Origin of the sequence: Virgibacillus proomii, assembly GCF_900162615.1 — a bacterium.
Lineage (GTDB): Bacteria > Bacillota > Bacilli > Bacillales > Amphibacillaceae > Virgibacillus > Virgibacillus proomii.
This window is the reverse complement of the sequence record NZ_FUFN01000008.1, coordinates 79,288-93,445: the sequence shown is the minus strand read 5'-3', so window position 1 is coordinate 93,445 and position 14,158 is coordinate 79,288. Positions and strand designations below refer to the sequence as shown.

Annotated in this window: 12 protein-coding genes, 1 pseudogene and 1 riboswitch; of the genes and pseudogenes, 12 read left to right on the top strand and 1 reads right to left on the bottom strand. The window is 36.3% G+C overall.

Going from position 1 to position 14,158, the window contains the following annotated elements; all coding sequences use genetic code 11:
• The first annotated feature begins 340 nt into the window (after positions 1-340).
• The 12 genes and pseudogenes from BN1066_RS01390 (at position 341) to BN1066_RS01340 (ending at position 12,437) form a co-directional block, all read left to right on the top strand.
• A complete protein-coding gene (locus BN1066_RS01390; RefSeq protein ID WP_281250240.1) occupies positions 341-1,306 on the top strand; it encodes a P1 family peptidase in 966 nt (321 codons plus the stop codon).
• A gap of 128 nt (positions 1,307-1,434) precedes the next feature.
• Positions 1,435-1,986, top strand: a complete 552-nt coding sequence (locus BN1066_RS01385; RefSeq protein ID WP_077317736.1) for a glutathione peroxidase — start codon at positions 1,435-1,437, stop codon at positions 1,984-1,986.
• Between the two features lie 810 nt (positions 1,987-2,796).
• Positions 2,797-3,567: an SDR family oxidoreductase gene (locus BN1066_RS01380; RefSeq protein WP_077317735.1), complete on the top strand. Its 771-nt coding sequence runs from the start codon at positions 2,797-2,799 to the stop codon at positions 3,565-3,567.
• 159 nt (positions 3,568-3,726) lie between these two features.
• A pseudogene (locus tag BN1066_RS21085) lies at positions 3,727-3,780 on the top strand (TetR family transcriptional regulator); the annotation flags it as partial.
• Positions 3,778-4,194 carry a TetR-type transcription factor C-terminal domain-containing protein gene (locus tag BN1066_RS01375; RefSeq protein ID WP_342745584.1) on the top strand — a complete coding sequence of 139 codons (417 nt, stop codon included), beginning with the start codon at positions 3,778-3,780 and terminating at the stop codon, positions 4,192-4,194. The pseudogene BN1066_RS21085 and the gene BN1066_RS01375, both read left to right, overlap by 3 nt.
• Positions 4,195-4,600: 406 nt before the next feature.
• On the top strand, positions 4,601-5,419 hold the full coding sequence (locus tag BN1066_RS01370; protein ID WP_077317734.1) for a sulfite exporter TauE/SafE family protein: 819 nt from the start codon (positions 4,601-4,603) through the stop codon (positions 5,417-5,419).
• Between the two features lie 14 nt (positions 5,420-5,433).
• A complete protein-coding gene (locus BN1066_RS01365; protein ID WP_077317733.1) occupies positions 5,434-6,837 on the top strand; it encodes a bifunctional metallophosphatase/5'-nucleotidase in 1,404 nt (467 codons plus the stop codon).
• A 67-nt stretch (positions 6,838-6,904) separates the two neighbouring features.
• The gene (locus BN1066_RS01360) at positions 6,905-7,207 is read left to right on the top strand and encodes a YunC family protein (RefSeq protein ID WP_077317732.1); all 303 of its coding nucleotides are present in this window, start codon (positions 6,905-6,907) and stop codon (positions 7,205-7,207) included.
• 234 nt (positions 7,208-7,441) lie between these two features.
• Positions 7,442-8,212 (top strand): sporulation protein YunB, encoded by a 771-nt coding sequence (gene yunB, locus BN1066_RS01355; protein WP_077317731.1) that lies wholly within the window; start codon positions 7,442-7,444, stop codon positions 8,210-8,212.
• Positions 8,213-8,264: 52 nt separating this feature from the next.
• Positions 8,265-8,443: riboswitch (Lysine riboswitch) on the top strand.
• 251 nt (positions 8,444-8,694) lie between these two features.
• A complete protein-coding gene (locus tag BN1066_RS01350) occupies positions 8,695-10,251 on the top strand; it encodes a Na+/H+ antiporter NhaC family protein (protein ID WP_077317730.1) in 1,557 nt (518 codons plus the stop codon).
• Positions 10,252-10,789: 538 nt separating this feature from the next.
• Positions 10,790-12,325 carry a sodium-dependent transporter gene (locus tag BN1066_RS01345; protein ID WP_077317729.1) on the top strand — a complete coding sequence of 512 codons (1,536 nt, stop codon included), beginning with the start codon at positions 10,790-10,792 and terminating at the stop codon, positions 12,323-12,325.
• 1 nt (position 12,326) lies between these two features.
• Positions 12,327-12,437 (top strand): methionine/alanine import family NSS transporter small subunit, encoded by a 111-nt coding sequence (locus BN1066_RS01340; RefSeq protein ID WP_077317728.1) that lies wholly within the window; start codon positions 12,327-12,329, stop codon positions 12,435-12,437.
• Here the strand turns inward: BN1066_RS01340 and BN1066_RS01335 are convergent, their stop codons facing one another.
• Complete coding sequence (locus BN1066_RS01335; RefSeq protein WP_077317727.1) at positions 12,438-14,141, bottom strand: IS1182 family transposase; 1,704 nt, start codon at positions 14,139-14,141, stop codon at positions 12,438-12,440.
• Positions 14,142-14,158 lie beyond the last annotated feature (17 nt).

Here is a 14,158-nt window from a genome sequence, read left to right as displayed (position 1 = left end):
CGACGCCCTTCAAAAACCGCGAAGTATTGCTGCTGTGGCCCTTCTTGTCCTTGAAAAAGAAGAACGCTTTTTCTTAGTGTTATGCTTATTCAAGAAGCTTCTCTGTCCTTGAAAAATCGCGATGCTTATTCAAGAAGCTTTTCTTGTCCTTGAAAAAGAAAACCACTTTTTCTTCGTGCGATGCTTATCCAAGAAGCTTTTCTTGTCCTGTCGACCTGAACGAGTCGGGCATTTAGGTGTAGTTATCTCTCGCTTAGATTGCTTCGTATTTTCTATAACTCTTGAAGTAAGAGTCTTACGCTATCTTAGATGCGAGATAAAAGAGAGAAGGTGGCTATTCGTGCTTTACGGAAATATTACGGATGTTCCCGGAATTAAAGTAGGAAACATAGAAGACATGATAGCAATGACGGGGTGTTCTGTTGTAATTGTTGAAGATGGAGCCGTTTGTGGTGTAGATGTACGGGGTTCTGCACCGGGGACACGTGAAACTGACTTGTTAAATCCAATTCATATGGTTAATAAAGTTCATGCAATCACATTGTCGGGGGGAAGTGCTTTTGGTTTAGCTGCTGCTGACGGGGTCATGCAATATTTAGAGGAGCAGGGGATTGGTTTGGATGTAGGAGTTGCTAAGGTTCCGATTGTTCCGAGTGCAGTTTTGTTTGATTTGGCAGTTGGCAGCGAAAAGGTACGTCCTGATCAGAAAATGGGATATCAAGCTGCTAAAAAGGCTGAAAAAGGGTTGTTTCCACAAGGAAATTTTGGTGCTGGCTGTGGGGCAACAGTTGGTAAAATAACAGGTATGAAACAATGTATGAAAGGTGGACTAGGTAGTGCCTCCATGCAGCTTGGTGATGGAATTATAGTTGGGGCAATAGTTGGCGTAAATGCACTCGGGGATATTCGTCATCCGCAAAGTGGTAAAATTCTTGCTGGTCCAATTGATCCAAACACGAATAAAATTATCGACAGTCTTAATTATATAGAAACGAGTCTTGAAAGTGACATTTCCCCTGGAATGAATACAACTATTGGCGTAGTGGCTGCTAATGTTGCTTTAACAAAAGCAGAGGCTACGAAAGTATCGCAAGTAGCGCAAAATGCGTTGGCAAAAACAATCTACCCGGCACATACGATGCTTGATGGGGATACTATTTTTGCACTTGCTACCGGTGATCGAACTGTTTCTGTTGATGTAATAGGGAATATGGCTGCTAAAGTATTAGAAGAAGCTATCGTTAAAGCGATTACTTCAGCTGAAAAAATTGGGGATATTCCTTCATATAAGTCCTATAATAGTTGAAAGTTTCTAAAGGGTACTATAAGTTAGGGAGCGGAACAACCTGGTTTTACGTTAAAGTATATAATATTCGACGTAATCATTAATTTTAATAGATAAAAAACAATATTTATGAAGAGAAGGAGATAATAATGACCGTCTACCAATTTGCTGTTGAGAAACGAAATGGAGAAAAAATCCCTTTATCCTATTTCCAAGGAAAGGCCCTTTTAATTGTTAATACGGCTAGTAAATGTCAGTTCACCTATCAATTTGAACAGTTGCAAGAACTTTATAATAAGTATTATCAACAAGGATTTGAAATAATCGGTTTTCCATGTAATCAATTTGCAGAGCAAGAGCCGAATTCCAGTGAAGGAGCGGCAGAATTTTGCCGAGCAAATTATGGTGTGACTTTTCCCATGATGGGAAAGATTGATGTCAATGGTGCAGATGAGCATCCGCTATTTAACTATTTAAAACAAAAGGCACCATTTCGTGGCTTTGATGAAACAAATATGGCAGAAAAATTATTAAAAATGAAGATTTCTTCAGAATATCCACAGTGGTTAGTAGGAGATTCAATCAAATGGAATTTTACTAAATTTTTAATTGATAAAGAAGGAAAGGTTGAAAAACGATTTGAACCATCAGAAGAGCCTAAAACGTTTGAAAAAGAAATAGAGAAGTTACTGAAAGTATAATTCTTAATATAAGTATTAACTCAAGAGATTAAAGTGAATCTGTCTCTTGAGTTTTTTAATGGTACATTTCAAATAAAAATGTACGAAGTCTAAATCTAAAAATAATGTGGTGAAGAACAAATATGTATTTACTTATTGTAAGTCGTAATTTTTTTATAAAGATTTGAGAGGGTAGTTTCTTTTATCGTTTCATGATTTAAATAATTATAAAAAATTGTTTATTATTATAATTATCTGTATACTAAACATACTAACCGGTTGGTATGTTGGATGTACTTGTCTGCTTTAACAAAATAAACGTGTTTAAAAACGTAAAAATTATGCTCATAGGAGTCATGAAGTTAGATTTTTCATATTTCGAAAAGTCATATAGCTCAAAGAGTAATTAATGGCTTATTGGTGCTGTTGACCAGGCTTTACAATAATTGATATAACGTTCTATGCAACGAAAATCATGTGGGAAATCGTTAGCTAAACTTGGAGTAAATTGGAAATGGATTGCTGAATTTAGAGATGAGCTACGCTATTGACATTAAAAGAGCTTATATGATGGATACGATTGAAATAAGCAGGCAAGACCGGAATTTACAATGACAAAATAATTGCACCAAATATTGCTTAACACGTTATTGGCGTACGATTCAACTTTTTGGTGCAGCAGGTTTAGTGAGGATTTTCCGTTAACACATTTTTATGCAAATGCGCGTACGTTGAGAATCGCGGATAGTTCGGATGAAGTTCATAGATGTCAAAATGCAAAATTAGAAATTAAGAAGTACCAAAGTTGAGTTTACAAAGGGAGAGCTGTTAATGAGCGTTTTGGACTTGTTTCATTTAACAAAAAAAACTGCAATTGTTACTGGCGGATCTAGAGGAGTAGGGGCTCAAATTGCGGAAGCATTGGCTGAAGCAGGTGCAAATATTGTGATCTGTTCCAGAGATCAATCTGCCTGTAGACAGATGGCTAATAAGTTAAAGACATATAAAGTGGAAACACTTGGATTAGCTTGTGATGTAACAAATCCAGAAAATGTGGAAGAAGTAGTTAAAAAGACGGTAGCTTCTTTCAAAACAATAGATATATTAGTTAATAATAGTGGCGCTACCTGGGCAGCTCCGGTAGAAGAAATGCCAGTTTCGGCATGGGAGAAAGTGATGAATGTTAATGTGAAAGGAACCTTTCTGATGAGTCAGGCGGTTGGCAAAGTAATGATTTCCCAGAGGTGTGGAAAAATAATTAATATTGCTTCCATTGCTGGATTCGGAGGAACACCGTCTTTTATGCAAACCATTGGGTACAATACAAGCAAAGGAGCAATTATTACGTTTACGAAAGATTTAGCTGTTAAATGGGGACAATATAATATTCATGTAAATGCAATTGCGCCAGGTTTCTTTCCGACCAAGATGTCTCAAGCTCTTATGGAAAAAGCAGAAAATATGATACTCAATCGAACACCATTAAATCGGTTAGGGAATGAAACGGATTTAAAAGGTGCTGCAGTTTTTTTAGCATCCCATGCTTCTGATTATGTCACAGGAGATATTTTAACAGTTGATGGTGGCGCTCATGCCCTCTAAACAAAGATAGATTCTGATTAGCAATTATGATACATTAGTTAGATTATATAGAGCGGAGCGTAAAATATCAGGCATAAAATCATTGAGACAAGCGTTCAACTATTTTAAAGCAAGGGGTTTAGCCAAACGTCTATCCAAAATATCGTTGATTAGTTACGTGTAACCAAAGGAACATTTTATTACTATTTTAATAGTAAAGAGCAATTGTTAATGGAAATTCATTCTACTTACATTGCTGATTTAATAGAGAGGCAACAGCAAATCATTCAACAGCCATTGACAAATCAAGAAAAGCTTAAAGCCATCATTGCACTATTAATTTACGATATTAAAGATAAAGGTACCAATGGACGAGTTTTCTTTCGGGAAATGCGGCATTTAATTATTGAAAATATGGACAGTATGAAACAGAAACGGAAACAATTTCGCTGGAATATTGAAACGATTGTGCGAAATGGTGTTAAAAGCGGGGAGTTTAGAAACGATTTACGTGTTGATATGGTTACTTTTGGAATTTTAGGTTTAACTAACTATAGTTATAATTGGTTCGATCCAGATGGAGAAGTAACAGCAGACGAGCTTATTAGAGTATATCGTAAAATTTTCTTACAAGGGATTTTGAAATAAATAGGCTACATTGCTTTTGATAATGGGAAATTTAAATTACGCCCAAAAGATACTAACTGGTCAGTATGTAATTGTTATATTTATCCCGCTGTAACTGGCAGTAAGACCTGCCCTTCAATGCACGGGATGAAACTCAGGAGGAAAATAGCGTGCGATCCAACTGCAAGTCAATGCCTAATTCTGTTCATTCTATCAATCAGTGGGGGATAAAAGAAAACCCCCACTGATTCATTTTATAAACGTATATCTTAATTTGACACGTCATTAACGGGGTTTATTTACAGTTTTTAACTTATATTAGATTGTAAATGTTGTGTTAAAAAATAATTTTAGATATCCATTGGTGAAGAACAATGCTACTATTATAGATGAGAACGTATCACTGTTTGGACGGAAGGGATATATTTTGGTTGTTGTAGTTTGCTTTTTGATTGGAATTATAACTGCTTTTGTTGGTTCTCTAATGGGATTGGGCGGAGGAATTGTTCTTATTCCTAGCTTGCTATTTTTGTCTCAGATTTTTGATGGGTTTGGTTGGGCAACCCCGCAAGCAATTGTCGGCATTTCCTTAGTGTCAATGGTTTTTACTGCACTATCTTCAAGTTTTGCTTATTGGAAAAATAACCGGATTGATTATAAGACTGGACTGATATTATTGTCCGGTAGCATACCAGGCGGAATAATAGGTTCCTGGTTAAATCAATTTATTGCAACGGAACAATTTCTGCTTTACTTCGGCTTTGTTATGATAGGTATTTCGTTGGTTTTGTTAATGAAACGAAAAGAGCCAACTCGGGTATTCAAGGAAGATGCAAAAGGTGTACGTAGTTTTTCATTACATGGAACTACTTATTATTATAAAGTTTCTGTTACAATAGGCTTTTTTCTTTCCTTAGGGGTTGGTATGTTATCAGGCTTATTGGGCATTGGCGGAGGATCCATTATGGTACCATCTATGATACTGCTATTTGGGATACCTGCCCATATCGCCACTGCAACGTCTATGTTTATGATTTTTTTCATCAGCTTGATTGGAGCCGGGACACATATAGTGCTGGGGCATATTGTGTGGAAGTATGTTTTCTTTTTTATCCCTGGAGCATGGATTGGTGGCAAGCTTGGAGCAATCGTGAACCAGCGTTTGACCGGCAAAGCACTTGAATGGATTTTGCGGATTTTATTAATTATAATTGGTATTCGAATGATTTTTCAAGGGCTGGTATAAGGAGCATAATCAAAATGAAAGAGCATATATATTTCTATTACACAAACGATTTACATAGTAATTTTGATAATTGGTCTCAAGTTTCTTGTTATTTAAAAGAAGCAAAAAAGAGTTGTCAATCGATGGGAAAATCTTGTTGGATTGTAGATATTGGTGATCATATTGATCGAATGCATCCAATTGCTGAAGCCTTTAAGGGAACAGCAAATGTGCAGTTAATGAACGAAGCCGGCTATGATGTAGTAACATTAGGAAATAATGAAGGTATTACAATCTCACATGATGATTTGGTCCATTTATATGATGAGGCTTCCTTTGAGGTAGTGTGTGCAAACTTGCACAGTATGAACAATGAGAAACCAGATTGGTTAAATCCGAGTGTCGTATTAACATCTGTGCATGGAGTTAAAATTGGAGTAATTGGACTTACTGCTCCATTTAATGATTATTATCAATTGCTTGATTGGTATGTATCACCTCCTTATGAACAATTGGAACAAATGATTGGAAAAATAAAGCAGCAAGCAGATATTATTGTGCTGTTATCTCACCTTGGCTATAGTGAAGATCAGGAAATAGCAAAGCGATTTCCGGATATTGATGTTATTATTGGTGGACATACCCACCATTTCTTACGCAAAGGTGAGATGGTAAATAATACATTACTTACTGCTGCAGGAAAACACTGTCATTTTGTTGGTGAGGTTATCTTAACCTGGGATCATGAGCAAGGTAAATTAGTGCATAAAGAGGCGTATACGACGAATATTACCCACTTGCCGAAAGACCCCCAAACAGAGGAGATCCTTACAACCTATCAACAAGAAGCAGAACGTATATTAGCTAAACCTGTTGTGCGATTACCTGAAACACTCGAAGTCGATTGGCGAAAAGAAACTCCTGTTTTACAAGCTTTAACTGATTCCATTAAACAACAAACAAATGCAGATTGTTCCATGCTTAATGCGGGGCTGTTGCTGGAAAGTTTGCCATCTGGTGTAGTAACTTATGGTGATATTCATAGAATATGTCCACACCCTATCAATACGTGTGTGGTTGAATTGACAGGGAGAGAATTGCTGGAAACTATTCGTTCTTCATTCTCAAAAGAGTTTATTGAATTAAAATTAAAAGGGTTTGGTTTTCGAGGGAAAATAATAGGTAAAATGGCTTTTTCTGGATTGAGCTTATGTATGGAACGATTAAAGAACGGTGAAGTTTTTGTTAAACAAGCCTATCTGGAAGAAAAATATCCATTAAAGTCTGATCAAACGTATACCATAGCTACAGCTGATACGTTTACATTTGGACGACTATTGCCGGAAGTTGCAAGATCACGAGTGAAAAACTATTATTTGCCAGAATTTTTAAGGGATATTTTAGCTGAAACATTAATACGAGCGTATTCAAATAAATAGATTAGTGACGATAAGGCCTCTGTTTGCATATAGATAAGGCAGAAGCGATAAAGGAGGCCTTTTACGAATGATAACGGTAAATCCTTTAGAAGTAGAAGGAATGTTTTTTACTGCGATTTGTGTAGAATTGCCAAAGACAGACTTATTAATCATTGCCAATGAAGTCGGATATATTATGTGTGCAGCTTTAGATATTGACTTGCTAAATGAAAAACTGGCTGACAGAAAGATTGTAGCTGGTAGGGCGGTTGGAGTTCGTACGATCGATGAATTATTGCATGCACCATTAGAAAAAATTACCGAATCTGCAAGGGAACATGGATGGAAAGTAGGGATGATCGGAAAGGATGCGCTAATGTTGATTGCTTAGGCAGTAATAGCTTATTAACAGACATATACGTCTTATCCCGTATCTAAGCGTCCCAAGAATTTAAAGGGAGAGAATAGAAGAGGTTAATGGTAATTGGTTATAGAAAACTTCTAAGAAATTAAAGTGAGTTCTAGAACGCTATTTATTTATAAAATATGGTAAATAAGATAGGAGTAAAATTCAATTCTAACCTTCTGAAAACAAGCATAGATTTGTTTTGAGGAGGTATTTTTCATGAAAAGACGGCCAAGATTGCATTTGCAAACCAGTTCTCCTGTTAAAGTAATATTGTTCATGACGACAATAGCCTTTGTTATTTTGACCTCCCTTAGCATTATCATTGTTGATAAAGGCATTACTCCACCTTTAATGGATATAGCGAATCAAAAGACAAAGGAGTTTGCAACAAGAACAATTAATGAAGCAGTCAAATCAACGGAAAATATTAGCTTTGATGATTTGATGGAAATAAATACGGAAAACAATGTCTCCATTGTTGGTTGGAAATCAGCTGCAGTGAATCGGGCGTTGAGAGCTGCTACTAAAAGAGCGGAGTACTTTTTATATGGGATGAATAAAGGAAAAACGTTGGATACCGATGACCCGGAAATGCCACCACAAGATTATGGAGATACAGCAAATGATTTAGCGGATAAAGATCCGACTGTTGTCGAGATCCCAATTGGTCAAGCAACGGGAAGTACAATTCTGGCAAATCTGGGTCCCAAGATTCCTGTACATTTTGAAATAGTAGGAAGTATTCAATCAGATGTAGAATATATTATGAGGGATTTTGGCATTAATGCAGCATTAATAGAAATATATATCCCTGTTACAGTTAATGTACAGATTGTTGTTCCATTTACAACAGAAACCGCTGAAATAAGTACAAAAGTTTATGTGGATTCACGTGTGATTATGGGAGACGTACCAGAATTTTTTGGTGGTGATGGAGAAAGAGGGCCAAACATCTCCGTCCCAAAAGACAGCTTGAATAATGATTAATGGTTTGTTATAATATACTTTGCTAAATAAAATAAATAACACCTTATCAGATCGGTGAGGTAGAGGCGCAATGGATATTAGTAGTCTGACTGAGGATGATAACGATGAAGTTAGATGAAAGGATTTATTGCCGAAGCGTAATAAGTGTCGAACTTATTATAGCTGGTATACTTTTGAATAAGGAGTATACTGTCATGCAAACAGCAATATGCATGGAGAACTACTGATCGAAATGGAGGATAACGTATATTGTAAAGACAATGATAGGTTATTTTCTATCATTGTCTTTTTTATACTATTGGAAAGTATAAAACTTTATGGTTTATCGTATAAGAAAAACGATAACTTTCGCCATAAAGACTTGGCGACAAGCCAAGTTTTTCTAATGTAAAAGCAAATCCTATTCTCATTTCCTTCACCCATTTCCCCTAACAGTATGTTTCCCTGCCTTATTGCCAACAACTATAGTGGAGGTAACATTAATGGAAGGTACGATTTATTCGCTTATTCCAGCAGTTCTAATGCTGGTGCTCGTTTTATTAACGAGAAATGTATTATTATCGTTAGGAACAGGAATTGTAGTTGGAGCAATACTCATTCACGATTTTGGAATATGGGAAGCAATAAAAGAAATTGTTGTTCAATTTTATTCGCTTTTTATTTCTGATAACACACTTAATATTGGCAATATATTGTTATTATCATTTTTATTATTGCTTGGTATTATGACAGCATTCTTACAAGCGTCTGGTGGAAGTCGCGCATTTGGTGATTGGATGATCAAACGAGTGAAAAGCCGAAGTGGCGCACAAGCAATGAGTGCATTATTAGGAGTTATCATTTTCATTGATGATTATTTTAATAGTTTAGCAGTTGGCCAAATAGCTCGGCCATTAACGGATCGACATAAAATTTCACGAGCAAAACTTGCATATATTATTGATTCCACTTCAGCACCGGTAACTGTTGTATCTCCCATTTCCAGTTGGGGTGCTTACATTATTGGTACTATGGGCGGGATATTTGCTGCAAATGGAGTAACTTCACTTGAACCTTTAGAAGCTTTTATTAAAATGATTCCTTTTAATTTTTATGCAATAGGTGCAATTATTAGTGTATTTTTAGTTGCTTACTTAAAAATGGATTTAGGCCCAATGCAAAAGCATGAAACAAGGGCAATGGAAACCGGTGATTTGATTGGTCCCAATAAAAACAATGTATCTGGAGATTTAAGTGATATTTTTACGCCAAATAAAAACGGAAGAATTTATCATTTGTTAGTCCCGATTGCAGTACTAATTATTGCAACTGTTTCTTCCATGATGATTACTGGGGCAATGGCTGCAGAAGGTGATATCAGCATCTTGACCATATTTGCTAATACGAATGTCAATCTTTCGCTATTTTTTGGTGGAGCAGTTGCCGTTATTACTTGTTATTTGTTTCATATTAGACAAGCCGGACAAAGCAATTCAACAGTGAAGATTATACTCGAAGGTATGAAAACCATGCTCCCTGCTATTTATATTTTGTTGTTAGCTTGGGTTATCGGCTCGATAATTGGAGAATTAAAAACAGGCGAGTATTTAGCTGGTATTGTAAATAACTCATCCTTAAACCCAGCTTTTTTACCCTTTTTATTTTTTATCATTGCTGGCTTTATGGCGCTTGCTACAGGTACATCATGGGGAACGTTTGGTATTATGCTGCCGATAGCAGTTGAAGTAACAGCAATTACAGATATGGAGATGCTGTTGCCATCCATGGCAGCTGTGCTTGCTGGTGCAGTATTTGGTGATCATTGTACTCCAATTTCTGATACGACTATTTTATCCTCAACGGGGGCAGGAGCAAATCATATTGATCACGTGATGACCCAGCTTCCATATGCCATTCTCTCAGCTTTAGCTGCAGCTGTAGGTTATTTAATTATAGGATTTACTAGTCAAATTGTCTTACCGTTGCTTGTGACGATGGCTATTATTATTGGTTTTGCAATCCTAACACATTTTTTAAGAACTACAAAAGCAAAGCATTAAAACGAGGCTGGGACATAAGTAAATACGAAATAGCAAAAACCGAACAATTGTAAATGAATTGTTCGGTTTGTTTTTCTTATACGATAAAGTGAAACTTCATTCAGTAGAATGCTTTTTACACGGAATGTTAGTACCGCAAGGGTATGACCTAAAGGCCTTTAAACGAATCGGGCATTTAGGTGCCGTTTTCTCCCACTTAGACCTTTTTATCAACTCAAGATTTTGAAGTGGGAGTCTTACGACACCTTACATGCGAGATAAAGCCTAAAATTTTATACTTTACTTATAGTACAAGGACGATTTATTGTTCGTTTTTTAATCAGCTATTTTCGTTATGTCCCAGCCTCTTTTAATGTGTAGGTATTTATATTCGTTTTTACCTTGGGATAACTATAGTTAATTTATTAATTAGTTTTGATATTAAAATATTTTGACATAAGATAAAAGTGCCGTTATAATACAACCATAAATATCTGAAAAGAGTAAACCTTTCAAAAATTTTCATTAATTAACAATAAAAGGAAAAGGAGGTTAAAGAATGGAAACTCGTTCTCAATGGGGAACAAGAGCTGGATTTATTTTGGCGGCAATAGGGTCTGCTGTTGGGTTAGGAAATATTTGGCGTTTTCCAGCGGTGGCGTATGAAAATGGTGGAGGAGCTTTTTTTATCCCTTATTTATTTGCATTATTAACTGCAGGTATTCCAATATTAATTATGGAATTCACCATGGGTCATAAGTACCGCGGTTCTGGTCCGCTGACATACAAAAAAATGAACAAAAAAACAGAATTTATTGGTTGGTGGGCAGTATTCGTTGCGTTTATAATTTCCACTTACTATTCTGTTATTATTGCCTGGGCAATATCGTATGCGATTTTCTCTGTCAATTTAAGTTGGGGTTCGGATACGGAGGGCTTTTTATTTAAAGATTATTTAAATAATACAGTTGATGCGGGGCAGATAGGGAGCATGGTTCCTGGAGTTCTGTTACCATTAATAGCGGTTTGGGCAATCGTCTTATTTATCTTATATAGGGGTGTGAAAAAAGGAATAGAAATTGCCAATCGTATTTTCATTCCATTATTAGCGTTTATTTTTTTAATTATCGTTGTTCGTGCTATTACACTTCCTGGCGCCTTGGAAGGTCTTCAAGCATTCTTCCAGCCTGATTTTAGTAGTATTTTATCAGGGGAAGTCTGGGTAGCTGCTTATGGTCAAATCTTTTTTAGTTTATCAATTGCGTTTGCGATTATGATCACTTATTCTAGTTATTTGCCTGAAAAATCAGATATTACTAACAATGCGTTTATAACTGGATTTGGAAATTCAAGTTTTGAATTGCTTGCGGGGATTGGAGTTTTTTCCGTACTTGGCTTTATGGCTACACAATCAGGAGTAGCCGTAGATGAGGTTGTCTCTGACGGTGTAGGACTTGCATTTGTCGTATTTCCAGCTATTATAAATGAATTTCCTGGATTGAATGGACTATTTGGTTTTTTGTTTTTTGCCTCACTCGTTTTAGCCGGAGTAACTTCATTATTGTCCCTAACCGAAACCTATGTTGCAGGCTTATCTGATAAATTTAAAATATCTCGAGGAAAATCGGTCTTATTTGGTGGAGGATTAGCTGCTATTGTTTCTTTGCTTTATGCAACGCAAGGCGGATTGTATTTCCTGGATACAGTAGATTATTTTATTAATCAATTTGGTGTTGCGTTACTTGGTTTAGTTGAAGTAATATTAGTCGCATGGATTTTACGATTAGTTAAAAATTTACGGGACCATGCAGATGCAATATCGGATATTAAGCTTGGTTGGTGGTTCCCGTTAAGTATAAATGTGATTACACCAGTAGTACTTGGTTATATGCTATACGATTTGTTCCGACTAAATATGATGAAACTTTTTGATACACCAACAGGGAATTATTCAGGTTACCCGGATGCATTTATTTTATACGCCGGATGGTTTGTGGCTGCTGGAGCACTTGTAATTGGACTTCTGTTGTCTATTCCTAAATGGCGCTCAGTAAGTGAAGCAAGTCATTCGTCAGCAAAAAAGGAGGCAAAATGACATGAGTACTAGTGCGATTATCGTTATGGTTCTGGGAATGCTTGTTATTTGGGGAGGATTGTCAGCGAGTATAACATATGCTGTAAAAAAATCGCGGGAAAAAACAGAATAATTAAATAATAAAATAAACCTGGGAAAGAGGCTGGGACAAAACTAGCCGAGAATAAATAAAAATGGTTCCGATCATCGGTTTTTGATGATTGGAACCATTTTTTGTTGGATTATTTCCATTATCGATTGTTTGGCTTCTGTTCATAGCGATATACTTCCTCAAGTTCACCGCCATGAATGCAAAACCTAATTCATTTTCTACTTTCTCTTTGCCCCTCACTGACATTCGAGTGAAGCGCAAGTTAGCCTTCAAAAATCCGAAGACTGGCTCTACATCAGTTTTACGTTTTCCGTAGATTTCACCAGTTTCTTTATTCGAAAGCTGTTGTCTTACATATTCTTTTTGTTGTTCCCATTTTTCGTTATAATAAACTTTTCGATGATTTCCTTCTTTCGCTTTTGTACATAAGGAACGCAACGGGCAATCGAAACAGTCCTCACATTCATAAACTTTAAATGTTCGTGTAAATCCGTATTTATCTGTTCGATTAGATAGGTAGCGGAATGTTAATTGTTTATCATTTGGGCAGGTAATCGAATCGTCTTCTTCATGATATTCCCAATTCGCTACATTAAAAGCGTCATTCTTGTATTTCTTTTTCTTCTCTTTTCGATATTGGTTATACGTAATCAGCGGGATACGTTTTCGATTCTCGATGACATCTTCATAGTTTTGTTCACTTCCATAGCCTGCGTCAGCGACGATATAGTTAGGTAACTCAAAGAAACTTTTCTCGATTTTATCTAGAAAAGGAACGAACGTGCGTGTATCTGTTGGATTTGGAAATACATCATAAGCGAGCGCAAATTGTCCTTCTGTCGCAAGCTGAACATTATAACCTGCTTTCAGTTGGCCATTCTTCATATAATCATCTTTCATTCGCATAAACGTGGCATCATGGTCCGTCTTCGAATAACTGTTGCGTTCTCCGAAGATTACCATGTCATCTTGGTATTTCTGTTTACGTTTTAAATAATCCTTGAAATGTTTGTGGTGTTTTTTTGGTGCTTTGCGCTCTGAACGAAGCTGTTTCCGTTTGCTTACATCTTCACTCGCTTCTATTCTTTTGTCATATTCTTCAATTTTCTCATCTAGCTTTTCGACTATTTTTGTGAGTTCTTCGGTAGATAGTTCCTCCAGACTTTCTCGTTCTATTTCCGGAATAATTTGGTTTTCTAATAATTCATCGTACATTTGGTTGGATTTTTCTACCAAATTAGCACTATATTTTTCAATCGCTTTACGCCATACAAACGTAAACTTATTGGCATTCGCTTCTATTTTGGTTCCATCAATAAAAATCGCTTCTTCTTCAATAAGTTTCTCCTGAACGAGCTGACAGCGAAATTGTACGAAACACTGGCGTAATAGTTCTTTGACTTCTTCATTCACACGAAAACGATTGATAGTGCGATAACTAGGTTCATATGCTTGTGCTAACCACATCATACGCACACTATCTTTGAGTAACGCTTCAATCTTCCTACCAGAAAAAACAGATTGCGTGTAGGCACACAAAATAATCTTCATCATCATTCGTGGATGATAAGCAGGACAACCCGTTTCATGTAAGAAATCAGCAAATGCTTCATCTGGAATTTGTTCTACTATATCATTCACGGCATAGGCGATATCATTTTCTTGTAATTTTATTTCTAAATCTAGCGGTAAAATGACTTGATTCATGGTATAATGTTTAAACATAAGGACACCTCCGATAG